27 protein-coding genes are annotated in these 23,071 nt (G+C 43.7%); 12 read left to right on the top strand and 15 right to left on the bottom strand.

The window, feature by feature from the left end; all coding sequences use genetic code 11:
- Positions 1–78: 78 nt before the first annotated feature.
- Positions 79–1,158 carry a 3-phosphoserine/phosphohydroxythreonine transaminase gene (serC, locus tag AC0OMA_RS05670; RefSeq protein WP_047182362.1) on the top strand — a complete coding sequence of 360 codons (1,080 nt, stop codon included), beginning with the start codon at positions 79–81 and terminating at the stop codon, positions 1,156–1,158.
- Positions 1,159–1,282: 124 nt separating this feature from the next.
- Entirely contained in the window at positions 1,283–1,801 is a 519-nt protein-coding gene (trpP, locus tag AC0OMA_RS05665) for a tryptophan transporter TrpP (protein WP_003233236.1), read from the top strand.
- Between the two features lie 73 nt (positions 1,802–1,874).
- Here the strand turns inward: trpP and yhzF are convergent, their stop codons facing one another.
- Entirely contained in the window at positions 1,875–2,066 is a 192-nt protein-coding gene (yhzF, locus tag AC0OMA_RS05660) for a membrane protein YhzF (RefSeq protein WP_014476318.1), read from the bottom strand.
- 128 nt (positions 2,067–2,194) lie between these two features.
- On the opposite strand from yhzF, the gene AC0OMA_RS05655 reads away from it, so the two are divergent.
- Together AC0OMA_RS05655 and AC0OMA_RS05650 are read left to right on the top strand one after the other, a co-directional pair.
- Positions 2,195–2,551, top strand: a complete 357-nt coding sequence (locus AC0OMA_RS05655; RefSeq protein WP_003245875.1) for a YtxH domain-containing protein — start codon at positions 2,195–2,197, stop codon at positions 2,549–2,551.
- Between the two features lie 177 nt (positions 2,552–2,728).
- Positions 2,729–3,340: an HTH-type transcriptional regulator Hpr gene (locus tag AC0OMA_RS05650; protein ID WP_003239501.1), complete on the top strand. Its 612-nt coding sequence runs from the start codon at positions 2,729–2,731 to the stop codon at positions 3,338–3,340.
- Here the strand turns inward: AC0OMA_RS05650 and AC0OMA_RS05645 are convergent.
- The gene (locus AC0OMA_RS05645) at positions 3,337–3,678 is read right to left on the bottom strand and encodes a YhaI family protein (RefSeq protein WP_009966921.1); all 342 of its coding nucleotides are present in this window, start codon (positions 3,676–3,678) and stop codon (positions 3,337–3,339) included. The two genes, AC0OMA_RS05650 and AC0OMA_RS05645, sit on opposite strands and share 4 nt — an antisense overlap.
- A gap of 207 nt (positions 3,679–3,885) precedes the next feature.
- Here AC0OMA_RS05645 and AC0OMA_RS05640 point away from each other — a divergent pair, with 207 nt between their 5' ends.
- Entirely contained in the window at positions 3,886–4,404 is a 519-nt protein-coding gene (locus tag AC0OMA_RS05640) for a DUF3267 domain-containing protein (RefSeq protein ID WP_003245590.1), read from the top strand.
- 107 nt (positions 4,405–4,511) lie between these two features.
- A complete protein-coding gene (locus AC0OMA_RS05635; protein ID WP_024571667.1) occupies positions 4,512–4,694 on the top strand; it encodes a hypothetical protein in 183 nt (60 codons plus the stop codon).
- A 52-nt stretch (positions 4,695–4,746) separates the two neighbouring features.
- Here the strand turns inward: AC0OMA_RS05635 and yhzE2 are convergent, their stop codons facing one another.
- Both yhzE2 and yhzE1 read right to left on the bottom strand, forming a co-directional pair.
- Positions 4,747–4,833, bottom strand: a complete 87-nt coding sequence (gene yhzE2, locus AC0OMA_RS05630) for a sporulation protein YhzE2 (RefSeq protein WP_003155248.1) — start codon at positions 4,831–4,833, stop codon at positions 4,747–4,749.
- Positions 4,834–4,957: 124 nt separating this feature from the next.
- A complete protein-coding gene (gene yhzE1, locus AC0OMA_RS05625) occupies positions 4,958–5,044 on the bottom strand; it encodes a sporulation protein YhzE1 (RefSeq protein ID WP_003327753.1) in 87 nt (28 codons plus the stop codon).
- Between the two features lie 159 nt (positions 5,045–5,203).
- Here yhzE1 and prsA point away from each other — a divergent pair, with 159 nt between their 5' ends.
- Entirely contained in the window at positions 5,204–6,082 is an 879-nt protein-coding gene (gene prsA / locus AC0OMA_RS05620; RefSeq protein ID WP_015383240.1) for a peptidylprolyl isomerase PrsA, read from the top strand.
- Positions 6,083–6,122: 40 nt separating this feature from the next.
- On the opposite strand, the gene yhaL is transcribed toward prsA, so the two are convergent.
- The 6 genes from yhaL to AC0OMA_RS05590 form a co-directional block, all read right to left on the bottom strand.
- On the bottom strand, positions 6,123–6,335 hold the full coding sequence (gene yhaL, locus AC0OMA_RS05615; RefSeq protein ID WP_003233252.1) for a sporulation protein YhaL: 213 nt from the start codon (positions 6,333–6,335) through the stop codon (positions 6,123–6,125).
- Positions 6,336–6,459: 124 nt separating this feature from the next.
- Entirely contained in the window at positions 6,460–7,404 is a 945-nt protein-coding gene (gene yhaM, locus AC0OMA_RS05610; RefSeq protein WP_003245698.1) for a 3'-5' exoribonuclease YhaM, read from the bottom strand.
- A 73-nt stretch (positions 7,405–7,477) separates the two neighbouring features.
- Positions 7,478–10,369, bottom strand: a complete 2,892-nt coding sequence (gene sbcE / locus AC0OMA_RS05605) for a DNA repair/recombination ATPase SbcE (protein ID WP_474221959.1) — start codon at positions 10,367–10,369, stop codon at positions 7,478–7,480.
- Between the two features lie 4 nt (positions 10,370–10,373).
- Positions 10,374–11,600: a metallophosphoesterase family protein gene (locus tag AC0OMA_RS05600; protein WP_100506238.1), complete on the bottom strand. Its 1,227-nt coding sequence runs from the start codon at positions 11,598–11,600 to the stop codon at positions 10,374–10,376.
- A 106-nt stretch (positions 11,601–11,706) separates the two neighbouring features.
- Positions 11,707–12,966 carry an ABC transporter permease gene (locus tag AC0OMA_RS05595; RefSeq protein WP_474221958.1) on the bottom strand — a complete coding sequence of 420 codons (1,260 nt, stop codon included), beginning with the start codon at positions 12,964–12,966 and terminating at the stop codon, positions 11,707–11,709.
- Positions 12,959–13,855: an ABC transporter ATP-binding protein gene (locus AC0OMA_RS05590; protein WP_003233262.1), complete on the bottom strand. Its 897-nt coding sequence runs from the start codon at positions 13,853–13,855 to the stop codon at positions 12,959–12,961. The genes AC0OMA_RS05595 and AC0OMA_RS05590 overlap by 8 nt, the downstream gene beginning before the upstream one ends.
- A 126-nt stretch (positions 13,856–13,981) precedes the next feature.
- Here AC0OMA_RS05590 and AC0OMA_RS05585 point away from each other — a divergent pair, with 126 nt between their 5' ends.
- The gene (locus AC0OMA_RS05585) at positions 13,982–14,167 is read left to right on the top strand and encodes a YhzD family protein (RefSeq protein WP_003233264.1); all 186 of its coding nucleotides are present in this window, start codon (positions 13,982–13,984) and stop codon (positions 14,165–14,167) included.
- Between the two features lie 20 nt (positions 14,168–14,187).
- Here AC0OMA_RS05585 and AC0OMA_RS05580 read toward each other — a convergent pair whose 3' ends face one another.
- On the bottom strand, positions 14,188–14,955 hold the full coding sequence (locus AC0OMA_RS05580; RefSeq protein ID WP_015483023.1) for an enoyl-CoA hydratase: 768 nt from the start codon (positions 14,953–14,955) through the stop codon (positions 14,188–14,190).
- 164 nt (positions 14,956–15,119) lie between these two features.
- On the opposite strand from AC0OMA_RS05580, the gene khtS reads away from it, so the two are divergent.
- From khtS to khtU, 3 genes are all read left to right on the top strand, one after another.
- On the top strand, positions 15,120–15,458 hold the full coding sequence (gene khtS, locus AC0OMA_RS05575; RefSeq protein ID WP_080030652.1) for a K(+)/H(+) antiporter modulator KhtS: 339 nt from the start codon (positions 15,120–15,122) through the stop codon (positions 15,456–15,458).
- 63 nt (positions 15,459–15,521) lie between these two features.
- On the top strand, positions 15,522–16,019 hold the full coding sequence (gene khtT / locus AC0OMA_RS05570; RefSeq protein ID WP_015383233.1) for a K(+)/H(+) antiporter subunit KhtT: 498 nt from the start codon (positions 15,522–15,524) through the stop codon (positions 16,017–16,019).
- A gap of 6 nt (positions 16,020–16,025) precedes the next feature.
- Positions 16,026–17,243, top strand: a complete 1,218-nt coding sequence (khtU, locus tag AC0OMA_RS05565) for a K(+)/H(+) antiporter subunit KhtU (RefSeq protein ID WP_063334972.1) — start codon at positions 16,026–16,028, stop codon at positions 17,241–17,243.
- Between the two features lie 18 nt (positions 17,244–17,261).
- Here khtU and AC0OMA_RS05560 read toward each other — a convergent pair whose 3' ends face one another.
- Both AC0OMA_RS05560 and AC0OMA_RS05555 read right to left on the bottom strand, forming a co-directional pair.
- A complete protein-coding gene (locus tag AC0OMA_RS05560; protein ID WP_181218702.1) occupies positions 17,262–18,767 on the bottom strand; it encodes a coproporphyrinogen III oxidase in 1,506 nt (501 codons plus the stop codon).
- A gap of 111 nt (positions 18,768–18,878) precedes the next feature.
- Positions 18,879–19,745 carry a Cof-type HAD-IIB family hydrolase gene (locus AC0OMA_RS05555; protein WP_181218700.1) on the bottom strand — a complete coding sequence of 289 codons (867 nt, stop codon included), beginning with the start codon at positions 19,743–19,745 and terminating at the stop codon, positions 18,879–18,881.
- Positions 19,746–20,230: 485 nt separating this feature from the next.
- Here AC0OMA_RS05555 and AC0OMA_RS05550 point away from each other — a divergent pair, with 485 nt between their 5' ends.
- On the top strand, positions 20,231–21,304 hold the full coding sequence (locus AC0OMA_RS05550; RefSeq protein WP_181218698.1) for a DNA alkylation repair protein: 1,074 nt from the start codon (positions 20,231–20,233) through the stop codon (positions 21,302–21,304).
- A 43-nt stretch (positions 21,305–21,347) separates the two neighbouring features.
- On the opposite strand, the gene AC0OMA_RS05545 is transcribed toward AC0OMA_RS05550, so the two are convergent.
- Both AC0OMA_RS05545 and AC0OMA_RS05540 read right to left on the bottom strand, forming a co-directional pair.
- A complete protein-coding gene (locus AC0OMA_RS05545) occupies positions 21,348–21,701 on the bottom strand; it encodes a YlbF/YmcA family competence regulator (protein WP_003224239.1) in 354 nt (117 codons plus the stop codon).
- Between the two features lie 92 nt (positions 21,702–21,793).
- The gene (locus tag AC0OMA_RS05540; RefSeq protein WP_063334969.1) at positions 21,794–22,927 is read right to left on the bottom strand and encodes a DUF445 domain-containing protein; all 1,134 of its coding nucleotides are present in this window, start codon (positions 22,925–22,927) and stop codon (positions 21,794–21,796) included.
- Between the last annotated feature and the right edge of the window lie 144 nt (positions 22,928–23,071).

The raw sequence follows: 23,071 nt of genomic DNA, 5'->3' as shown, positions 1-23,071 counted from the left end.
TTATCAAAAAACTGAATTTTTGTGATAGGATAATTGTATTATTTTATACATTAACGTGGAAAACAGGGAGAGATCATAATGGAACGTACAACGAATTTTAACGCAGGTCCTGCAGCGCTGCCACTGGAAGTTCTGCAAAAAGCACAGAAAGAATTTATTGATTTTAACGAATCCGGCATGTCTGTTATGGAGCTTTCCCACCGCAGCAAAGAGTATGAAGCGGTGCACCAAAAAGCGAAAAGCCTCTTAATTGAACTGATGGGCATTCCGGAAGATTACGATATCTTGTTTCTTCAAGGCGGGGCAAGCCTTCAATTCTCAATGCTTCCGATGAACTTTTTAACACCTGAAAAAACCGCACATTTTGTCATGACAGGCGCTTGGTCTGAAAAAGCACTGGCAGAAACGAAACTGTTCGGGAACACGTCTATCATCGCTACTAGTGAAACAGACAATTACAGCTATATTCCAGAGGTTGACCTTACAAATGTAAAAGACGGCGCATATTTACATATCACATCCAACAATACAATTTTCGGCACTCAGTGGCAGGAGTTTCCGAATTCTCCAATTCCGCTCGTAGCCGACATGTCCAGCGATATTTTAAGCAGAAAAATCGATGTGTCTAAATTTGATGTGATCTACGGAGGCGCCCAAAAGAACCTCGGCCCTTCCGGCGTGACTGTAGTCATCATGAAAAAAAACTGGCTGAAAAATGAAAATGCGAACGTCCCAAAAATCCTGAAATATTCCACGCATGTCAAAGCGGATTCACTCTACAACACTCCGCCGACATTTGCGATTTATATGCTGAGCCTTGTTCTGGAATGGCTCAAGGAAAACGGCGGTGTGGAAGCTGTTGAACAGCGCAATGAACAAAAAGCGCAGGTTCTCTACAGCTGTATTGATGAAAGCAACGGCTTCTATAAAGGACATGCCAGAAAAGACAGCCGCTCACACATGAATGTCACCTTCACGCTTCGGGATGACGAATTAACGAAAACATTCGTTCAGAAAGCAAAAGATGCGAAGATGATCGGCCTTGGCGGACACCGTTCGGTGGGAGGCTGCCGCGCTTCTATTTATAACGCGGTCTCTCTCGAAGACTGTGAAAAATTAGCTGCGTTCATGAAGAAATTCCAGCAGGAAAATGAGTAAAAAGTCTGGCTATGTAAACCGTCCGTTTGGTATACTGTTTACATAACACATTCTGTAAAGCCTTCGCAATAAATGATGAGCATATTATTGGAGGGCAAAAAGCTTAGCAGAGGAGAGCATAGTTATGAAAACAAAAGAGTTAGTCATTATGGCTCTGTTTGCCGCAATCGGCGCAGCGCTTCATTCTATTATTCCGCCCTTTTTAGGCGGCATGAAACCAGATATGATGCTGATCATGATGTTCATGGGCATTCTGCTGTTCCCGCGAGTGCAAAATGTACTCGTCATCGGGATCGTGACCGGAATCATTTCCGCGCTTACAACCGCGTTTCCAGCTGGACAGATCCCTAACATCATTGATAAACCCGTATCAGCGTTTCTGTTCTTCTCCCTGTTTCTCTTGTTCAGAAAGAGCCGAAAAACAGGTGCAGCCGCTGTGCTGACAGTGATCGGGACCATCTTATCAGGAATTGTGTTTCTATCGTCAGCTTTATTGATCGTCGGTTTGCCGGGCGGTTTCGCCGCATTGTTCGCGGCTGTTGTTCTGCCGGCCGCTGTGCTGAATACAATCTCAATGATCATTATTTATCCGATTGTGCAAACCATTTTAAGACGTTCAAGCTTTATGGAAGCTGCTAAATAATTGTCACACAAAACCTCTTCCGCTTCCGGGAGAGGTTTTTTTGAACAGAGCGCTCGCAGCATGTCAGCATGTTTTAAGCGAGGAGTTTTGTGAAAAAGATAAGACATAGTGTAAAGGCGGTTCCGGTTGAACAAACAAGCGCTTTCTGCCGGATGACTTTCTTGGGCGGATAAGAAGCAGCCTGGCTGAGAAGTCTGATATAGTAAACAGCGCCTGAAGCGAAGGCAAGGGTGATGCAGGATAACACAATTAAAAAGACAGACAACCTTCTCCCTCCTTTTCACTTAAAAAATATGCTAAAATAAAGCAAGCTATGTATAGAAGTTCAGGCTTTCAACAAAAATGAAAAATGCTGAATGAATCCTATTTGAAGAAAAAGACGGGGTGATTGTAATGGCGAGCGGACGTTCTCTATTAACAGGACTATTCGTAGGCGGCATCATTGGAGGAGCAGCGGTTCTTCTTACTGCACCTTCCTCAGGAAAGCAGCTGCGTGAAAAAATGAAAACCAATTATGATTCTTTTGAAGAAACAATCAAACGCTTAAAGTCAGACGGGCTTGCATTAAAAGACCAGCTGATCAAAGCGGCAAAAGAAAGCACGGATGTTATTAAAGACGTGGGCGGCGAGCTCCAAACGTCAATTAAAAAATGGCAGGAAGAGATCAAGCCTCACCAGCAGGATCTGCAAAAAGAAATTGCCGATATCGAAGAGAAAATCAGACAGCTGGAGAAAACCTTACAAAACTAATATCCTATTCAAAAGAAAAAAATGCGGGCCAGAATTGGACCCGTATTTTTTTTGGCCGAAAAACCCTTTCGTCGCAATGGTTTGTGAATTTATTAAAAAATTCTTACATTTTCATCTTTATTAATCTTTATTTTATTGGCATAATAGAGAAAAAGAAAAAGAGAAGCAGGTGACGTAATGAATCGAGTGGAACCGCCCTATGATGTGAAAGAAGCTCTAGTCTTCACCCAGAAAATGGCTCAGCTTAGCAAGGCTCTTTGGAAATCAATCGAGAAGGATTGGCAGCAATGGCTCAAACCGTATGACCTGAATATTAATGAGCATCATATTTTATGGATTGCGTATCAATTGAATGGAGCTTCCATTTCTGAAATCGCGAAGTTCGGGGTCATGCACGTATCAACCGCATTCAACTTTTCAAAAAAGCTGGAAGAACGGGGATATTTAAGGTTCTCCAAACGGCTGAATGATAAACGGAACACATATGTCCAATTGACTGAGGAAGGTACCGAGGTATTCTGGAGCTTGCTTGAGGAATTTGATCCGACACGCAACGCTGTTTTTAAAGGGTCACAGCCTTTGTATCATTTATTCGGAAAATTTCCTGAAGTGGCAGAAATGATGTGTATGATACGCCATATCTACGGCGATGATTTTATGGAAATTTTCGAAACGTCACTCACCAATATTGACAATGACTTTGAAAGCGTAAACGGAAAACTGAAGAAAAAAGCAAAGGACAGTGCGGCGGATGAACCGGCTGAAGAGCTCGAACCTGTAAACAGTTAATCAAAATGCTTCATGATGTCGATAAAGACTTCCATCAGCTCTTGATAAAGCCCCTGCTCATACAGGGCAAAAATCGTTTCATGAACATCTAATTTTTCATTCAGCTGTCCGGCAAAAAGCGCAAGGAGCTTATCAAAGGTTACAAATCCTTGCGCTTTTTGTGTTGCCAGCTCTTCCGACAATTCATCGCATATCCTCATAACCGCTTCCCCTTCTTCCTTGCTCAGCCCTTTGTCAATGAGAAGCGCATAGAAGGGGTACCTGTCCATATCTACTGTTTTCACTAATAATTGTATGTAATATTCTAATCGCTCAATGCGATGATCCATCGAATCCATCCACATCACTTCTTTCTATCTTTAATCTTATTTTAGCTGATAATTCACTGAGAAGAAAGTTCTAACCCCATATTTCGCAGTTTGTTTGCTTGTTTCAAAAAAATACCTGCCGGATGATATTTTTTCTTAAAAAAGCATTGATTTTTTCTCTTGGGAGGAGTAAATTATTTTGAGATTCTATTCAAGATGTATGGAAGGATGACTTTGATGAATTGCTGGAAGACCATAAATCTCATGAAGGATTATGGCGCCGTTCGCATAATATTAACTGCTGTATGTTTTATGATTTTGGTTTTTATATCTACCTTTTTAGCTTTTGAGCTGCTGCGGCCTGGCACAAGCTTAAGCGATGAATATGTATCTTTATTCGGCGGTTTGCTCGTCGTTATTTTATTTGTACATAAAGTCATCCATGTCCTGCCAATCATCTGCAAAAAAAGAAAAATAGAAAAAAAGTTTTACATATTGCGCATGCGCACATGGAAACGTATACCAAAAACAACAATGCTCATTTCACTGGTAAGCCCGTTCTTGCTGATTACACCGGTATTGTTTTACGCAGCACTGGCATTTCCGAATCACGCTCATTATTTCTGCATGATCTCGGGCATTCACGCCGGCTACTGTCTGCCTGATTTCCTGCTGGCTCTCAAGCTGATAAAAGCACCGAAAACCGCTTTTATTGATCAGGAAGCAGACGGCTTGGATATTCTTGTTGAAAAGTAGTCAACCCCTGGTGCTGGTGGCGATTTTTCAATTTGCATTCTATCTTTTTTAATAAATATTTGGTAATGTAATATGGGACAGTTCAGAGAGAGGGGGAATCTCCCATCATTTTATTCTATTTTATCGTGGCTGCCGTGTTTATTTTATATTTCATAAACAGGCTCACCAATACATTATGCCTTGTCAGAGAGATTCCTGAAGAGCGGCAAGATAAGGTATTCCGATTTATTAATGTATCTATATTAATTTTACTGATCTCTTCGTTTGTGGAGATCTCCTTTACAGTGTAAATACGAAAGAAAGCATAGCTGCTGATGAAGCAGCTATGCTTTTTTATGTTGATTAGTACAGCCAAGAAGCGCCGATGATAATCAATAAAATAAATAACACAACCAATAAAGCGAATCCGCCTGCAAATACTTCACCCATCTTAAAAAGCACCTCCTGTAATAAGCTTTATTTACCAATTACATGTTATGCAATTCATGTTTGAAACGATTAGGCGCTAGTGAAAATAAAGGATCGCTTATGTTGCAAGCGATCCTCGGGCTGCTTAGTAGATGTAAGCTGCACCTACGATGATAAGCAAAATGAACAGTACTACGAGCAACGCGAATCCGTTAGAGTATCCTCCGCTCATGTTACATACCTCCTTTTCTTGATCAATATATAAGTATGTCGTCAGCAAAAGTTTGACTAGACGAATGCCCTTTATTTAAAATCTTTTTACAGAAAGCCACAATATGTTATGATACGCATAGGTAATTTAATTTGGAATGATTAGGAGTGTTTGAAACCAATGAAGAAAATCGCAATAGCAGCTATCACTGCTACAAGCATCCTCGCTCTCAGTGCTTGCAGCAGCGGCGACAAAGAAGTTATCGCAAAAACAGACGCAGGCGATGTCACAAAAGGCGAGCTTTACACAAACATGAAGAAAACAGCTGGCGCAAGCGTACTGACACAGCTAGTGCAAGAAAAAGTATTGGACAAGAAGTATAAAGTTTCGGATAAAGAAATTGACAACAAGCTGAAAGAATACAAAACGCAGCTTGGCGATCAATATACTGCCCTCGAAAAGCAATATGGCAAGGATTACCTGAAAGAACAAGTAAAATATGAATTGCTGACACAAAAAGCGGCTAAAGATAACATCAAAGTTACAGACGCCGATATCAAAGAATACTGGGAAGGCTTAAAAGGCAAAATCCGTGCAAGCCACATCCTTGTTGCTGATAAAAAGACAGCTGAAGAAGTAGAGAAAAAGCTGAAAAAAGGCGAGAAGTTTGAAGATCTTGCGAAAGAATACTCAACAGACAGCTCTGCTTCACAAGGCGGAGATCTAGGCTGGTTTGCAAAAGAAGGCCAAATGGACGAAACATTCAGCAAAGCTGCATTCAAATTAAAAACAGGTGAAGTCAGTGACCCTGTCAAAACGCAATACGGCTACCATATCATTAAAAAGACAGAAGAACGCGGCAAATACGATGATATGAAAAAAGAACTGAAATCTGAAGTGCTTGAACAAAAATTAAATGACAACGCAGCTGTTCAGGAAGCTGTTCAAAAAGTCATGAAGAAAGCTGACATCGAAGTAAAAGATAAAGATCTGAAAGACACATTTAATACATCTTCAACAAGCAACAGCACTTCTTCGCCTTCAAGCAGTTCTAAATAATAAAAAAGCTGTGCAGGCTCAATGAGCCGCACAGCTTTTTTTATGCGATGGAATGGTTTTGATTTTCTTCTTCATGCTGCTGAGAACTGCGGCGTTCTCGCTCCTTTTCCATCCTCTCCATATAAATCTGCCCTTCTTTTTCAATAAAAGCCTGGTCTACTTTTTCTTCCTCTTTGGCTGCCGCCACAAGTTTATATGCGCTGAAAATGATGCCTACAATACAAAGATACACCCACCATGGAAAAAATAACACGGGCTCCTCCCCCTTTGCATAGATTCTTTATTCTTAACCATATGCGGGAATGAGACGAGTTATGTGCGGGAAAGACGCATCAAAAAGGACTGAGCTGAATATGTCAGCATCAGTCCTTTTTACGTTATTTATGAAATGTCGGTTTATAAAAGGAACGGTTTTCCAGTGCAAATACGCGTTCAGTATACTCGCCCGGCTTCACGCGCTCAAGCGCTCTGTCCATCATATTCATTTTTGCATCCAGATTGTCTATATAGTGAAGAATTTCCGCTTCTTTCACCATCGGCGGTTTCGGGCTGCCCCATTCTGCTTTGCCGTGGTGACTCAAAATCAAATGCTGAAGAATTAACACCTCTTCAGAATCGATTTGAAGCTCCTCAGCCGCTTTAGAAAGCTCTGTCACCATGATTGAAATATGGCCGAGCAAATTGCCTTCAACCGTGTACGAAGTGGAAACAGGGCCGGACAGCTCCTTCACTTTTCCAAGATCATGCAGGATGACACCGGCGTAAAGCAGATCACGATCAAGAGACGGATATAAATCTGCTATTGCTTTCGCCAGGTTCAGCATAGAGACAACATGATACGCCAATCCTGAGACAAACTCATGGTGGTTTTTCGTAGCCGCCGGATAATCCATAAACTCAGCTTCGTGTTTTTTAACCAAGAACCTTGTGATTCGCTGGATATTCGGATTTTTCATTTCAAATATATATTGAGTGATGGTGTCCATCATTTCATTTTTCGGAATCGGCGCGGTTTCTAAAAAATCATCAATATTGACGTTTTCTTGCTCGCTTACCGGTCTGATATTTCTTAGCTTCAGCTGGGTGCGTCCGCGATAATGATGAACATCGCCGACGACCTTGACAATCGTCTGCGGCGCATAGGTCACTTCATCACTTTGCTTGGCATCCCACAGCTTCGCTTCAATATCGCCTGACTGGTCTTGCAGCATCAGCGTCAGAAACGGTTTTCCATTGCTTGCAATCCCTTTCGTCGAGGATTTAATCAATAGATACTGGTCCACCTGTTCGCCAACCTCATGTAGCATAATCCCTTTAGCCATTCTATTAAAGCTCCCTCCGTATCTTACATAATACCAGTATATCACATACCGATTTTCAGCTATAGAACCTCTTTTATGACACCAAATGGATGATTTGGCTGCTATGAAATGCATCTTTTACGTGCTCATGGCATGTAAAATACAAAATCTGCCTACCGCCTTCGGATAAATCATACAGAACATGTAATACACGTTTCAGCCTTTCCTGATCAAAATGAACAAAACTGTCGTCAAGCTGGAACGGAAGCATTGCCCCATCCTGGCGCGTAACGGCCAAAGCAAATCGGATCGCTGTATACAGCTGTTCACATGTCCCTTGTGACAGCTCTTCCGCATGATAGACAGTTCCATCGCCATGCATAACCATGATCGAATCATCCGTTTCAGAAAAATAAATGGTTTGGTAGTTTCCGTCAGTCAGAGGGCGGAAGAATTCTCCTGCTGTCTCCAGAAGGCGCGGAAGCTCGATTTTTTTATGCCGCTCCAATTTGTTTCTGATCACCTGTTTGACCATTTGTATCGAGGCCCATTTTTTAGCCGTTTCTTTTACACGTTCTTTTTGCATTTCGGTTTGAAGCTTGAGGTCTGAGACCAATCCCGAAGCCTCTAATTGTTCCTGTTTGACTGAGAGCAGTGCGATTTGGCTGCGGAGCTGCTCGATCTCCTCAGTCAGCCGCTCTTTTCTTTCATTCTCAACAAATTGCTTATCTTTCAATTCAGAAAGCGTATTGGAATCCGCCAGTTCAAGTTCCTCCGGGTGCCCGCCTTGAAGCTGTGCGTTTACGTGATGAAGCTTGTTCTCCGTATCCTTCAATTGCCTGCTGATGTCGGCTATGGCAAAAAACGCATCTCTGTCTTTTGCAGCAGCCGCGGCAAATAACTGTTTGATCTGTGCGTGGAAATACTGTATTTCTTGCTCAAGTTCAAGCATCTGTTCCTTTGTATAATGAATATCTGTTTCAATTTCCTTTTTTTGCTTCTCAATTTCTTTTTCACGTTCAATGTTTTTCCGCAATGTGTGAAGGGCGTCCGAAATGGAGATATCCTGACTCTGATTCACGGGACGAAGCATACTGACGCGTTCTTCGAATGTTCTCCGGTGCTTTTTCAGCCTGCCTGCTTCAATGGTCAGCTCATGCTTTTTCTTCACTTCTTTTTTAACATCCTTCATTAAGCTGTATGCCTCAAGCAAAAATGATGGATCTTCCTTAAATCCGAGCTCATTCATAAAACGCTCAACCTGTGTAAAGGACGGCGCCATTTCGGCTTCCCAATGTTCAAACTGCTGGATGACCCTTTCATACGCCGCCTCCTTTTGCTGGAGCGCTGCACGCTGTGTGAGAAGGTGCTGCTTATTGCGGTCATCCTCCCATAACGCTTCTCTAAGCATTTCAGCTTCTGCTGGTGAAATATCCGTCATGGGTTGTCTTGTCTCTCGGCTGTTTCGAGAAGACGTTTTTCCTGATACAAGCCAATACACAATAAGTGCAGCGCCGAAACTTATGGCAGGAATCCATTGCTGCAGCAGAGAAAAGAGAACGATAAACAACATACCAGCTGCAATGACAGTCTTTTTCTGTTTAGCCTGCTGTCTTTCAAAAAACGTTAGCTGTTCTCTGAGCTTCGCTTGCTCTTGGTGCTGCCCCTGTGTTTCATCATATGCTCTAAGAGCTGCTTCTTTATCTTTTCTTTGGCTGTTTTCAAGAATCGCGGACGAAGCGGCACGAACGGCCTTTTCCGCGTCTTCCAGCTCATGCCGGGCAAGTTCAAACGTCTCGTCAAGCTGCCGTTTTCTGTCTCTTGCCTGTACATATTGCTGCACCGCTTGCTGAAGCTGCCATTCATAATCATATGAGGTGTTCATATTCAGGAGCTCATTTTCATCCGTTTTATTGAGCTGTTCCAGCCCTGCCGCTGTCTGCGCAGACGTCTGGCGCAGCTGTGCCTGAATGGCTGCCAGCTGTTCTCCCCAGGATTGGTACATATGAAACGCTGCCGAAAGCTCTTGTATCAGCGTTTCTTTCGCCAATAGTTCTTTATCGGGGATAAGCTTTTGCCTCTGTTTGTCCAACTCCGCCATCTTCACCCGAAGCGCCTCAAGCTGTGCTGATTTCGGGTGAAGATGGGATTCATATTTTTCCAGCTGATGCAGTCCGTCAGCAGGAAATTGTCCTGCATGTTCCGGACATTCTGCAATCACCTGTTCGAGTGTCGCTTTTTCATTTAGCAGCGGCTTTCGCTCAATCGCCCCCTCAATCATTCGGATATGTCCTGCCGTCTCTTTCAATTCGATTTCCGCGGCTGCAAGGCGGGCTTCAAGCGTTCGTTTTTCCTCGAGAAGCTGATGATAGCCCGCTTCCTCTGCTTCAGCCTGTTTTAGCTTCACTGCCAGCTGCTTAAGCGTTTCCAGCTCCTGATTCAATTGAGGGTTTCGCCCATTTGGTTTATAGAGCCTTTCGCTTTCCTTCGTCAGCCTTGTATCAAGCTTTGATACGGCTTCAGCACCAAACAAGCTGGAAAAGAGCAAAAATTCCCCTATCTTGTCCCGATTAAAGGCGTGAATTTCCTGCAGCCCAAATACGTCAAACGAATAAATGGCTTTGTACAACGACCTGTCTGTGCCCTGGAACAGCTGCTTTAAAACATCTCCCTGCTTTACTTCGCCCTTTTCTGTGTACACGCTTAGTTTTTCGGCAGTCCCTTTCGTCCGTTCGATCTTCAGCACCCCATACTCAGGATGTTCAGCTTCTAGAACACCGCCGTAGACACCGCCTGTTTTCGGTTCATATTTTTTCGTTTTCGGAAAACCGAACAGCATGCTTTCAATAAATGACATCATCGTCGTTTTTCCTGCCTCATTTAATCCGTAGATGACTTGGACAGGAGAGGCGGAAAAGCGAAAGGTCCGATTAGAAAATTTTCCGTATTGGTAGATATGTAAAGATATAATTCGCAAAGCTGTCACCGCCTCATGTATCAAGCACCTTAAGCTGTTTTTTCAATAATATCTGTGCCTGCTCTTTTATTTCCTTTACCTCCTCTTGTCTAAACCGGTCCGCGTGCCTTCTATACACTGGATGCCGCTCAAGCCCTTCCAGCACGTCTGACAGATCGCTGCGATCAATGTCTCCAAATAAACCGCCAAAAAAAGGATCAAGGTTTGTTAGGTTTGCTTCGTTTTCAGTCTCATCATCCAATCTAAGAGGCCAAACGAAATGTTCCTCTTCCGCTTCTTGTTCCTGAAGAGCTTCAAGAAACTCATCCAAGGTGCCTTTTGGCGCCTCCAGCAGCCATTCCGGCGCCGTCCCTTGTAAAACAAGCCTTACACAAACAGGGCTCCCCTTTTGCCGCAGCTTCGAAAACGTGTTCTCCACCATTTGGAAGAGGGCGGTCATATTCTTTGCCTCCGTCACATCAACCGCCGCTTTTTCCCACAGGACATCATGCGCTCTCTGAAATTCATAAGATATATCTCTGTCTGTCACATGAACAAGATAATAGCCTTTATCTCCCGTCTCCTTCATATGGCGTGCTTGCGTGTTTCCCGGGTAAATGACTGCCGGGTGATCGGCAGATAGAACCTGGCGTTTATGTATATGGCCAAGCGCCCAATAATCCATCCCGCTTTTCACGAGGTCGTCATGTGTAAACGGGCAATACGGATCGTGTCCTTCAGATCCTGACAGCGTGCCGTGGAGCATGCCGATATGAAACGGTGCGTCAGTTGATCTCCGATAGCGGGCGGCTTGGTTTTCCGTCACTGCTCTGGCTTGATAGCTGAAGCCGTAAATGCTTGCTATGCGCCTGCCTTCTTTAAAAAACGATTTTTCTTCTGGAACAGCGGACGAAAAAATATGGACATTCTCAGGCCATTCAATCGGCGTCCACTCCCCGCCAAGATGATCGTGATTCCCAAAGATGACGTATACCGAAATCCCGCACTCTCTGAGTCTTTCAAACTGTTTTTTCAAAAAGAGCTGAGCCTTTAAGCTTCTATTGGCTTCATCAAACAGATCTCCCGCCAGCAAAATGAAATCAACGTGTTCTCTCACTGCGGCGTCTATCATATGTCTCACGCTTGCAAACGTGCTTTCTTTAATCCGGGCAAAAATCGGCTCCGGCAGATGCGATATCCCGTAAAACGGGCTGTCAAGATGAAGATCTGCCGCATGAATAAAGGTTAGATCAGTCAACATTCTGCTCCTTTCCAGGATGAAGTACCCTTATTTTAGCACCGAATTCTTGCGAATGCACGTTCTGTCAATAAAGAAACAGCCTGAGAATCCCCAGGCTGTTTTCCAATCAGTTTTTCGCTAAACGAAGCGCTTGTTTGATCGCTTTGAACGCGCTTGAATTGCCGTAAATTAATACACCGCCTTTATAAATTCTGGCGCCGATAACGGCCAGTATGACAATGGTGAGCAGTGTGATTCCGATTCCGACAGCCGCCTGCCAGAACGGAATATCAAGCATGCCGACGCGCAGGAACATAATCATTGGCGTAAAGAACGGAATAAACGAAGTTACCGTAATAAATCCTGCGTCAGGCGCATTCAAACCGAACATCGCGATCATAAAACCGGCGACAACCAAAAGCGTCATCGGCGTGATCGTTTGCTGCACGTCCTCTATTCTGCTGACGACACTGCCGAGAAACGCGGCAAGTGTCGCGTACAAAAAGTATCCGAGCAAAAAGAAAATGACAGCATAGATGACAGTGGTTGCAGATACGTCGGTCAAATTAAGGAATCCGCCGACAGATGAAGCCGTTTCGCTCTTTTGGTTCAGCTTAAGCGACAGAGAGCCGGCTCCTATTATAATAGCAAGCTGTGTGATCCCGACAAGCCCAATACCAAGCAGCTTTGCAAACATTTGCTGGATCGGCGGCATACTTGAGATCAGGATTTCCATAACTCGCGAAGATTTTTCGGTTGCGACCTCCATCGCTATCATGCTGGCATACATAATTACCGAAAAATAAATGACGAACAGCATAATGTAAACAAGCCCTACCGTCTGGCCAAGCTCTTCCTCAGACTTTGCCCCTTCTTTCAGCGCCTTCTGCCCCACAGTAACGGGCGCATAAAGGCTGCTGATCGTTTCCTGCGACACGCCGAGCTCCGCTGTTCCGACAGCTGTTTTGGTTTGCGTCAGCGCCTGCTGCAGCGTTTGATACGTGCTTTCATCAGAAATCGTTAACGCTTTATATGTTCCTGAAATGGTCCTTTTTTCATCTCGTTTGATGATGAGCATGCCATCGAGTGATTCATCTTTGACTTGCTTTGTGACCTCATCCTCCGATTGCTTCGACAGCTTCACATCAAGATCGCCATCTGTATCCACCGCTTTCAGCTGCTTTGAAAAAACCGGATATAATTCGTTTGTTTCATCAACAACGGCAATTTTTTCTTTCGCATCGTCACCTTGAAACAAAGAAATGATCGACTCCAGATTCGTTACAACTAAAACAAGCAGCACCGTGATGACAGTCGATATAATAAAGGATTTTGCCATAATCTTATTTTTGTATGTATGAGAAAGCATGATCCAAAATTTATTCATAGACGGCCCCCACCTTTTCTATAAAAATATCATGCAGTGACGGCTCTTCAAGCTCAAACTTTCTGATAAACCCTTTTCCTTGGAGCATCGCAAAAATCTCTTGAGAAATGTCTTCATTGGCAATCTGCAGCTTGACGCCGTCTGCCGTTTCCTTCCATTGAAGAATGCCTTCATGAGACTGCAAAAAGCGCAGATCGTCATCGGAGTGAATCGTAACATTCTTTTTACCGAAAGAACGCTTGATCTCCTTCAGCTTGCCTTGTACAACCGGTTTTCCTTTCTGCAATATGCAAAGGTTCTCACAAAGCTCCTCCACATGTTCCATCCGATGGCTTGAAAATAAAATAGAAACACCGCTGTTTTTCAGCGAGATCACAGCCTCTTTTAACAGCTCAACATTGACAGGGTCCAAGCCGCTGAATGGTTCATCAAGAATCAGGAGCTCCGGCTTATGCAAAACTGCCGAAATGAATTGGATTTTCTGCTGATTCCCCTTTGAAAGCTCTTCCACCTTCTTATTCTCGTAATCTGTGATATTGAAGCGTTCAAGCCATGTCCCGAGCTCTTTTACAGCCTCCCGCTTCTCCATCCCTTTTAATCTGGCAAGATAGACGAGCTGATCCCTTACCTTCATTTTCGGATAAAGGCCCCGCTCTTCCGGCAAATAACCGATTTTGTTGCTGATATGATAATTCACAGGACGGCCCTTCCAGCTGATTGAGCCCTCCGTAATGCTTAATAATCCTAGGATCATGCGAAACGTCGTTGTTTTTCCCGCTCCGTTTGCGCCTAATAGACCGAACATTTGCTGTTCCGGAATATCTAAGTCCAATCCGTCTACGGCTTTATAATCTCCAAATGTCTTCGTTACGTGATCAATTGTAAGCACTGAATCTCCTCCTTCCCTGACCCATTATATACTAATTTTGGATTAAGCATAATAAAGGATTTTGATTTCCTATTTAGAATATAAATGAAGAAAGACTGATAAACCTTAAAATGGAGGAGAAACCTGATGGCTGATTATTTCCTTACCGTATTTGATCCTTCGGGGAACACGCTGGTAAACGAGCAATTCGAGGCAGAACATGAAGAAGCGGCAAAAACGCATGGTGAAGCCCTCTTAAAAGAAAAAGAGCTTCATAGTCATACTCATCGTTTAGTCAATGCAGCCGGAAAGCTGATTTTGTTTCACAGATGATCAGCTTTCCGGCTGATCTGTTACGCTTGAAACTTCGGCTCCCGTTTTTCTAAAAAGGCACGGATTCCTTCTTGGTGATCCTTGGTCCTTCTCATTCTCTCTTGGGCGCTGCGCTCAAGGAATAGCACTTTTTTCAGTTCTTCAATTTGGAGGCTTTGAAAAATAGCTTTCGTTTCGATCATCGCCAAAAGAGGGGAGGCCAACAGGGTTTCGATAATGGGTCTTGCGCCTTCGGCAGGGTCTCCGGCAAATGTCCCATCAAGAAGCCCCATATCGTCAGCTTCCGAGGCAGATAGTTTTTTTCCGCTCCAAATCAGTTTTTTCGCTTTTGCTTCACCGATTCTTTTCTTCAGCAAATAATGTCCTCCGCCGTCCGGAACAAGCCCAATGCCGATAAAATTCATCGCGAGGACGGCGTTTTTTTCAGCGAGCACAATGTCCGCACAAAGCGCCAAACTCAGGCCTAGTCCCGCAGCAGCGCCATGAATGGCTGCAATTGTCACTTTCTTCATCTGATATAAATTCAGGGTGACAGCCTCAATCGTATCCATCAGCCGTTTAAATTGATCAGAGTCATGCTCTGATGTCATCATCCTGATATCACCGCCGGCCGAAAAGCCTTTCCCGCTTCCTCTCAGGAGAACGATGAGCGCCTCGCTTGCAGCCGCCATTTCGACTGCCTCCTTCAATTCAGACAGCATCTGTTCATTCAGGGCGTGATGGGCATCAGGCCGATTCAGGATAATCTCTGCAACGGCCCCATTACATGCATATTGAACAAACTCCATATGAAGCACCTCCATGTATGCGCTTGCTTTTTTCTTTCTCCTATACATTCCCCGCCATCCTCAAATAAACCTTTTTATTTTTCAAGGTCAATAGATACTGAAAAATGCATATTGTTTGAATGGAAACATAAAGTTTTATATAGTGAAATAGAAGGGATATCTTGATGAGAAGGGAGGAAAGGAACATGGATAAATTGCTGATCAGTTTTCTGTTAAGTTTATTTATGGTGTACTTTCCCCCTTCGGACGTGGTTCTGCCTTCCCAGTTTGAAGCAAGCACTGACAGCTATGTGCCTATGTCCTCATATCCGCAGGAAACACAATCGGCAAAAACGCCGTCGCCGGGCAGCATGCACCCGGCTGAGCTGATCAAAGAGTACAGCCCGCTGGCGCAGTCTGTCAGGCAGCTCTCTGTCAAACCACTTGACGAACCGCTGATAAACAGGCTGGAAAAGGCTTGGGCCGTCCCTGTCAAATACCAGTCTAATTACCTCCGAATATAATTTGCTCAAGTTTTATTTGTAACTCACCCCATACTGCCAACACTACATTCGGAGGGATTTTCATTGAATATTAAAGAAAACGATCTGCCGGGCATCGGCAAAAAGTTTGAAATCGAAACAAGAAGCCATGAAAAAATGACGATTATCATTCATGATGACGGAAGAAGGGAAATTTACCGGTTTAATGACCGGGACCCGGATGAGCTTCTTTCAAATATTTCATTGGATGATACTGAAGCAAGGCAAATTGCAGCTATTCTCGGGGGTATGGTCTATAAACCGCAAGCTCTGGAGTCCATCGAGATGGCCTTCAGCGATCTTATTATTGAATGGTTTAAGGTCGAAAAAGGCGCCAAATCGATCGGACGCACACTCGGAGAGCTTGATGTTCGCCAGAATTACGATGTCACTGTGATTGCCATTATCAAACACAACCAGGAAAAGCTCCTAAATCCCGGAGCCGATTCGATTATTGAAGAAAATGACACCCTTGTCCTCTCAGGTGAGAGAAAGCATCTGAAGAAACTGATTCACGATTTTCTTTCTGGAGAGGGCGTGTGAGCCCCGATGGACCATCTTGTATTTGAAGTCGGAACTGCACTTGTGCTTGTGGCAATCGCCAGTGTGATCGCCAATAAAATTAAATTTTCGATTATTCCGTTTCTGATTGTGCTGGGAATGCTTGTTGGACCGCACGCGCCGAAAATAGGGATTATTGATCTAACATTTATTCAAAGCAGTGAAATCATCGAGTTTTTCGGGCGAATGGGCGTACTGTTCCTCCTCTTCTATCTCGGACTCGAATTCTCTGTCGGGAAGTTAATCAAATCTGGAAAATCAATCGCGGTCGGCGGGACGATTTATATTTTGATTAACTTCAGCCTCGGACTGCTTTACGGGTTTATCACCGGATTTTCCTTTCTGGAAGTCCTCATCCTCGCAGGCGTCATCACAATCTCGTCAAGTGCGATTGTCGCAAAAGTGCTCGTTGATTTAAAAAGAACCGCCAATCCGGAAACCGAATTGATTCTCGGCATCATCATGTTTGAAGATATTTTCCTTGCCGTATATCTGTCCGTTGTTTCCGGCCTTGTGCTAGGTGATGCGACATCCGTAGGGAGTGCACTCTTGTCCATTTTGATCGCCTTCGGTTATATGCTGCTGTTTTTTATCGCAGCAAGAAAACTCCCGCCGCTGTTGAACAAACTGTTGGACATTCGCTCAAACGAAGTGTTTATTATCGTCATTTTCGCAGCGCTCTTTTTTATCGCCGGGTTTTCCGAGACGATTCATGTAGCGGAAGCAATCGGCGCGCTGTTGCTCGGTTTGGTCTTTTCAGAAACAGAGCATTCCGATAGGATTGAACACCTCGTCGTTCCGTTTCGCGACTTCTTCGGTGCGATGTTCTTTTTCAGCTTCGGCCTCAGCATCGATCCGTTTTCGCTCGGTGAAGCGGTTTGGCTTGCGTTGGGTGCAGTGATTTTGACCATTCTGGGAAATTTTATCGCCGGAATGGTGGCAGGACGACGCGCAGGGCTTTCTCATAAGGCTTCATCGAATATCGGGCTGACGATCGTATCGCGGGGAGAATTTTCGATTATCGTTGCGAATCTCGGAATAGCAGGCGGACTGTCGGCCACATTAAAGCCGTTTGCCGCATTATATGTTCTCATTCTGGCGATTTTGGGACCGCTTGTAACAAAGGAATCAAAACGAATTTACCGCTTGCTGAACAAGGTATTTAAATGGAAGCCTGAGGTTCAGCCCGCAAAAAAACAGGGATAAAAAAAAGCAGCACTGTGATCAGTGCTGCTTTGTCGTCTTCTCAAAAATCTGCTCTAAATATTTGATTTTTTCGTCCGTGTAGTGCTCGAAGCGCTCATTGTACGATTTCGGATCTTTCGGATTCGCAAAATGCGTGATTTTCCCTGTATCCCGATCAATAAATTTACTAGCAGCGCCGCAGCCGATTCCGATAATCGTCTGGACCTCTTCCATAATCATAATGTTGTAGATGCTTTCTTGTCCCGGCAAAGAGTATCCGACGTTTTCAAGGTTTCCAAGAATGTTTTTCTGGCGGTATAAATAATAAGGCACGTACCCATGCTCTTTCGTCCAGGCTACCGCGTCTTCCATCATTTGAGAAACCTCTTCCCTGCCGGCAACTTTGTACTTATGCTTGTTTCTCGTCATTTCTGACGCCCGTTTAAATGAAAGAGTATGAACGGTAAGGGATTCCGGCATCAGTTTTTCTGTTTCTGAAAGACTGTGCCTGAACTCCTTCACGCCTTCCCCAGGCAAACCAATAATCAAGTCCATGTTGATATTATTCATGCCGTACTGGCGTGACAGATGATATTTCTCAATGGTCTCTTCAACCGTATGGTGCCGCCCGATCGCCTTTAGCGTTTCGTTTTCATAGGATTGCGGATTGATGCTGATCCGATCAATGTCATATTTGTTTAAAACGGCGAGTTTTTCTTCTGTAATCGTGTCAGGACGACCGGCCTCCACCGTAATCTCACGAATGTTTTTCACATCCGGGAAGGAGCGGACCATTTCTTCATACAGCAGATCCATCTCCTCCGCTGTAATGCTTGTCGGCGTCCCGCCGCCAAAGTAAATGGTTGTAACCTTAACATCATGCTCCTTCAGCCATTCACCGATTTTCTGCATTTCGTAATGCAGTCCCCATAGGAATGAGCCGACTCTGCCCGCCTGTCCCTGGATGGCATACGCAGGGAATGTGCAATACGCGCATTTTGTCGGGCAGAACGGAATGCCGATATAAATGCTGACTTCATCCTTTACTCGGTACAAATCCGGAACTGCCGCCAGCTGACGGTCAACAATTTCCTGCATTAGCATGATTTTTTCATCATGAATTAAATAGTCTTTTTTCAACTCAGCATGCGCTTGCTCCTTGGACATTCCGCTTTGCAGTTTTTTATGAAGCAGCTTTGTGGGCCGGATTCCTGTCAGGATTCCCCACTTCTGCGTAATGCCCGTATGCGCCTGAAGAAGATTGAGATACACATAAGAAATTGTGTTTTTCACTTGCTTAAAAGCTTCTTTTTCAGTCATGCCGGGAGAAAAAATTTTTGTATGCTGTTCCTTTATGCCAGTACCCTTCACTTCTCCCGAAACCGTCACATGCTCATCCGTTTGTGACAACGCTAAAGAAATGACAAAATCTGCGGGCTCCTCTCCGCCATACGCAAGCTCGCACTCTTCATAAAACAAATTTGCAATATTTTGCAGAGGCCGATGCAGGCGGTCATCATGTATGCCTTCTATTTTAATTTGCAACTTCATCACCTAATTTATCAGATTCAAAACTTTCTTTAGTGTACAGAAATAAACTGCTAAAATCAATCCGGCAAAAAAGCCGCCGCACCTGTCAGGGTGCGAGCGGCTTTTTTACACACGTTTCATGTGGAACTTATCAAGAAATCCTTTTCGCTGCTGCATTCGGAAATATTCCTTCATCATATAAGCGACACCTTGCTCGTCATTGGACCTTGTAACCCAATCTGCCTTTCTCTTAATTTCCGGAACGGCATTCCCCATCGCTACCCCAAGACCTGCAAGTTCGATCATCGGCAGATCGTCATACTGATGCCCAATGGCCACGACATCTTCCATACTCAGGCCCAGCTCTGAAGCGACGAGGGCCAACCCCGCTTCCTTCGAGACACCTTTCGGGACGATATTCAGCTTCTCATCGTTTACGCGAATCACGTCCACCGCAGGGAAGGCTTTTGTAATCGTTTCTGTAATGTCATGCTGAATGTCGTGCTCCGTGTACACCTCGATGACGGGTGCACTCACCGGCTCATCCATGAGGAGATCGCTTAATGATTCAACGAACTGGACTGGATAAAAGATCGGGTCAGACGGATGAATGAGTGCTTTCCCTAATAAATTCGAATTCACCTTTTTCTTGTTTCCGATGGAATACTTTTCGTGAAGAAGCCGAATATTGCATTGATAGCTCTCCAGCACTTGAACAATGTTAAAGGTATGATCATCAGAAATTCTTTTTTCAAAAAACGGGGCGTCAATTTTCTCAGCGATATATGCCCCGCTATGGGTGATCAGCTTGGCATCAAGCTTTAGCGATTTCGCTATTTTCTGTGCTGAGCGAAAATGACGGTTGGTCACAAGTGTGACGTAAATCCCTTTTTTCTTTACATATTCAATCGCGTCTTTCGTTGCCTGATGAATCTTCCCGTTCGACCGAAGCAGCGCTCCATCTATATTTAAGGCAAGCAATTGTTTTGACACAGAGATGTCCCCCTCCTTGATGACTGTACTTGTGTATAGGATATGACCCTGTCTCTGTGTTTAGAACAACCTTTTCTTAAAGCAAAAAAAGCCTGGCTCAGCAGACTTTATGTATGGCTTGTTGATAGGATACGATCGAAGCAGCCATTCTCCCTAATATCGTTATTTCGATTTACGAAAAATCATGTATCAGGAACCCCTTGTTTGACCAATGATGCGCTCCGAACACTTACTCTCTGTTGCTTATCCCCTCTATATAACGGCATGATATGCGACCGTATCCATTTGAAATAGGTAAGTGTAGGCGCTTTCAATTTTATTATCTCAGTTTTCCTTGCCGATGACAAGGGTTTTTTTAACTAAAAAAAGTAACCAACTTTTGTATATCCGTGGTAGGATCAGTTGTTAATTTTTAGGACCATACGCTTGATTCAGAACGTATATTCCCATACAATATAAATAATAAACGAAAAAGCGGTGTTTATATGGCTGATTTAAAAGAAATATATAATGAAGAACTGATATCTCAGTTGATCCATCATGTAAGGTCATCCTATCCTGATTTTAACAAAAACAGATTCTTGGATACATTACGGCTGGAGGACTGGCCTGAACTCACTTTAAAAGAGCGGATGCGCCGCATGACAGTTTCTTTATACGAAACTTTGCCAAAGCAATACGTTGAAGCGCTCGCAATTTTACGAGATACAGCCCCTCATTTTAAAGGACTCAGCGGAATTTTATTTCCGGATTATGTGGAACAGTACGGGTTAGCGCATTGGGAAGAATCAATAAAGGCATTGGAATACTTTACGCAATATTCGACCTCAGAATTTGCTGTAAGGCCTTTTTTGCTGTTAGATCAAGAAAAGATGATCGCACAATTGCTTGCATTGTCTGAGCATAAAAATGAACACGTAAGAAGACTTGCGAGCGAAGGCAGCAGGCCCCGACTGCCATGGGGAAAATCGATACCGGCTTTGAAATCGGACCCTTCCCCCGTATTACCGATCCTTGAGAAGCTGATGCAGGACAAGTCCTTATATGTAAGAAAAAGCGTGGCCAACAACCTTAATGATATATCAAAAACGCATCCTCATTTACTGAGAAAAGTCGCAGATCAATGGTACGGAACACATCCCCATACAGACTGGATTATCAAACATGCCTATCGGACCCTATTAAAAAAGGGTGATAAACAGGCCTTAGCGCTTTTTGGTTATGAAAATGCTGATTCGATACAACTACATGATTTAACATGTCAGCCCAAACGTATAGTTATTGGCGAAAGCCTTGAATTTTCTTTCTATATTCATTCAGACAGGGATCAAAAAGTAAGAATTGAGTACGCAATTGATTTTGTAAAAGCAAGAGGCCAGCGTCATCAGAAAGTATTTAAAATAACAGAAACAAATATACGAAAAAACGAAACAAAGTCATACACAAGAATCCAATCCTTTAAGGATTTAACCACCAGAAAGCATTACAAAGGAATTCATACATTATCAGTCATCATCAATGGAGAGGTAAAAGATTCATTGGATTTCCAAGTTTGCTGAATGAATAAAAAATCCCTTCTTATTCAAGAAGGGATTTTGCTGATTAGCCTTCAACACTGCCGTAAAGCTCTTCTAAAGGCTTCATAATGATTTTGTTCAATTCACCAATCAGCATGCTCATGCGCTGCTCCGCTTCCATCAGCTGAGAAATTTTTTCGTGCTGCTGTACAAGCGCAACTGTTTTTTGAGCCTGCGTCACTTCTTCTTGTGTAATCTCTTCTCCTGCCATTTGTTTTTGCTGGAGTCTAAGCTGTACATCACGGAAGTTTTCGAACATGCGCTTCGCTGATTCATCTGCGTTAACTTCGTCGTAAAGGTTTTTTAAACGGGTGAACTCTTCGCTCCCGCGTAATGCATTTTCCAGATCATACGCTACATCATAAAAATTAACAGCCATTGTAAATAGCTCCTTTCATCATTGCCGTTTGACATACCACTCCACTATAACAGACTATGGAGCTCCTTTCATTAATCAAAAACCATTTCTTCTTAAAAAAGGATGACAAACAGTGCTTGAATCGCGCCTATCATTCCGCCGAGAAGGCCCCCCAAATAGGTAATCATTTTAAATTCTTTTTTTGAAATGGACAGCACCATTTCTTCAAGACGCTCCACCGGGAACTGATCCACCTGCTCCTTGACGATTTCCTCAAGACGCAACCGTTTTAAGACACTTTCAAGGTTGGACGAAATCCCTTCAAGCAATTTGTCTAACAGTGCCGGCAGCATTTGCTGGGTCAGCTCAGATTCATAGCGGACGGTAAGCGTGCCAATCGTATTGTCGAAGAAAGGGGCAGTCGAAAATGCTTGCAGCACTCTTCGTTTCAAACTGAAAATGAGCGCCTTTGCATTCCATTTTTCATCTGCTTCATTAAACGTATACTCCCTCAGCTTGCCCCATTCGTTTTTTAAGAGATCAGAAAGCAATTTATTTGTTTCCTCATTCCGCAAGAATTTCAGCAGCTCCGGCAGCACGCGATCCGCAAGGCTTGAATTGCCAAGAAACATTTGCACCATGCTTCCAAGCATGCCGCGCTCTTTTAAAAAGTCATCAATCATATTGCCAAGACGGATTTTTCCTTCATCACTTTCAAAATAACGGACACTCCGTGACAATATATATCCTGAAATCATCGGAATCTTTTCCTCTAGCTTTTCCTGCACCTCTATAGGCACCAGCTCTTTTAACGATTGGTGCCCGTATTGGCGGAAAAGCTCATTCAGCTTATCATCCGTCCAGCTGCTGATCCATGCATCAGCAGCTTTTTCGGGGCGCTTCATCCCGGCTTTTTCAAGCGCTTCTTTTACTGTCACTTCAGAAAGTGACAGCTTTTGAATCAGCTGTTCCCCCACTCGAAGAGCCTGCGTTTTGGCTGCATCAGAGACGAGCCGCTTTTTAATGCCTTCAGGGGTTAAGAGATGATTGACTACCATCAGTCCCATTTGTTTTGCAAGTTCATCTCGCCGTCTTGGAATCAGCCCGGGCGTAAAAGGAACTCGTTTCCCAAACAAATAGTATGCTTTATACGGCCTAAACAGCATTTGAATTGCTAAATGATTGGTCACCGCTCCAATGGCAGCGCCGATCACGATCATAAAAATAAAGGTTCCTGCAATACCCATTCCTATTCATCTTCCTCCATCTGTGCTTCAGCTTTTTTCATATAGATTATGTACCTATACGTATTATAGAGGCTCATGCAATCACTTAGCAAACGAGGAGACAAATTCCTATTCTTAGAAAATCAGCTTGTTCTTTTGGAATAG

It is taken from the genome of Bacillus sp. AMCV2 (assembly GCF_056033925.1).
Note: the sequence above shows the minus strand (reverse complement) of the source record. Positions and strands in the feature narration are given on the sequence as shown.

What these genes read in the sequence shown, in the direction of transcription:
- AC0OMA_RS05650 (WP_003239501.1), top strand. Translation starts at nt 2,729, where the DNA reads ATGAATCGAGTGGAACCGCCCTATGATGTGAAAGAAGCTCTAGTCTTC.
- AC0OMA_RS05645 (WP_009966921.1), bottom strand. Translation starts at nt 3,678, where the DNA reads ATGGATTCGATGGATCATCGCATTGAGCGATTAGAATATTACATACAA.
- AC0OMA_RS05540 (WP_063334969.1), bottom strand. Translation starts at nt 22,927, where the DNA reads ATGGGTATTGCAGGAACCTTTATTTTTATGATCGTGATCGGCGCTGCC.
- AC0OMA_RS05640 (WP_003245590.1), top strand. Translation starts at nt 3,886, where the DNA reads ATGAATTGCTGGAAGACCATAAATCTCATGAAGGATTATGGCGCCGTT.
- yhaM (WP_003245698.1), bottom strand. Translation starts at nt 7,404, where the DNA reads ATGGCTAAAGGGATTATGCTACATGAGGTTGGCGAACAGGTGGACCAG.
- yhzE1 (WP_003327753.1), bottom strand. Translation starts at nt 5,044, where the DNA reads ATGAGCGGAGGATACTCTAACGGATTCGCGTTGCTCGTAGTACTGTTC.
- AC0OMA_RS05585 (WP_003233264.1), top strand. Translation starts at nt 13,982, where the DNA reads ATGGCTGATTATTTCCTTACCGTATTTGATCCTTCGGGGAACACGCTG.
- prsA (WP_015383240.1), top strand. Translation starts at nt 5,204, where the DNA reads ATGAAGAAAATCGCAATAGCAGCTATCACTGCTACAAGCATCCTCGCT.
- AC0OMA_RS05595 (WP_474221958.1), bottom strand. Translation starts at nt 12,966, where the DNA reads ATGAATAAATTTTGGATCATGCTTTCTCATACATACAAAAATAAGATT.
- AC0OMA_RS05580 (WP_015483023.1), bottom strand. Translation starts at nt 14,955, where the DNA reads ATGGAGTTTGTTCAATATGCATGTAATGGGGCCGTTGCAGAGATTATC.
- trpP (WP_003233236.1), top strand. Translation starts at nt 1,283, where the DNA reads ATGAAAACAAAAGAGTTAGTCATTATGGCTCTGTTTGCCGCAATCGGC.
- serC (WP_047182362.1), top strand. Translation starts at nt 79, where the DNA reads ATGGAACGTACAACGAATTTTAACGCAGGTCCTGCAGCGCTGCCACTG.
- yhzE2 (WP_003155248.1), bottom strand. Translation starts at nt 4,833, where the DNA reads ATGGGTGAAGTATTTGCAGGCGGATTCGCTTTATTGGTTGTGTTATTT.
- AC0OMA_RS05655 (WP_003245875.1), top strand. Translation starts at nt 2,195, where the DNA reads ATGGCGAGCGGACGTTCTCTATTAACAGGACTATTCGTAGGCGGCATC.
- khtU (WP_063334972.1), top strand. Translation starts at nt 16,026, where the DNA reads ATGGACCATCTTGTATTTGAAGTCGGAACTGCACTTGTGCTTGTGGCA.
- khtS (WP_080030652.1), top strand. Translation starts at nt 15,120, where the DNA reads ATGAGAAGGGAGGAAAGGAACATGGATAAATTGCTGATCAGTTTTCTG.
- AC0OMA_RS05545 (WP_003224239.1), bottom strand. Translation starts at nt 21,701, where the DNA reads ATGGCTGTTAATTTTTATGATGTAGCGTATGATCTGGAAAATGCATTA.
- AC0OMA_RS05550 (WP_181218698.1), top strand. Translation starts at nt 20,231, where the DNA reads ATGGCTGATTTAAAAGAAATATATAATGAAGAACTGATATCTCAGTTG.
- AC0OMA_RS05600 (WP_100506238.1), bottom strand. Translation starts at nt 11,600, where the DNA reads ATGTTGACTGATCTAACCTTTATTCATGCGGCAGATCTTCATCTTGAC.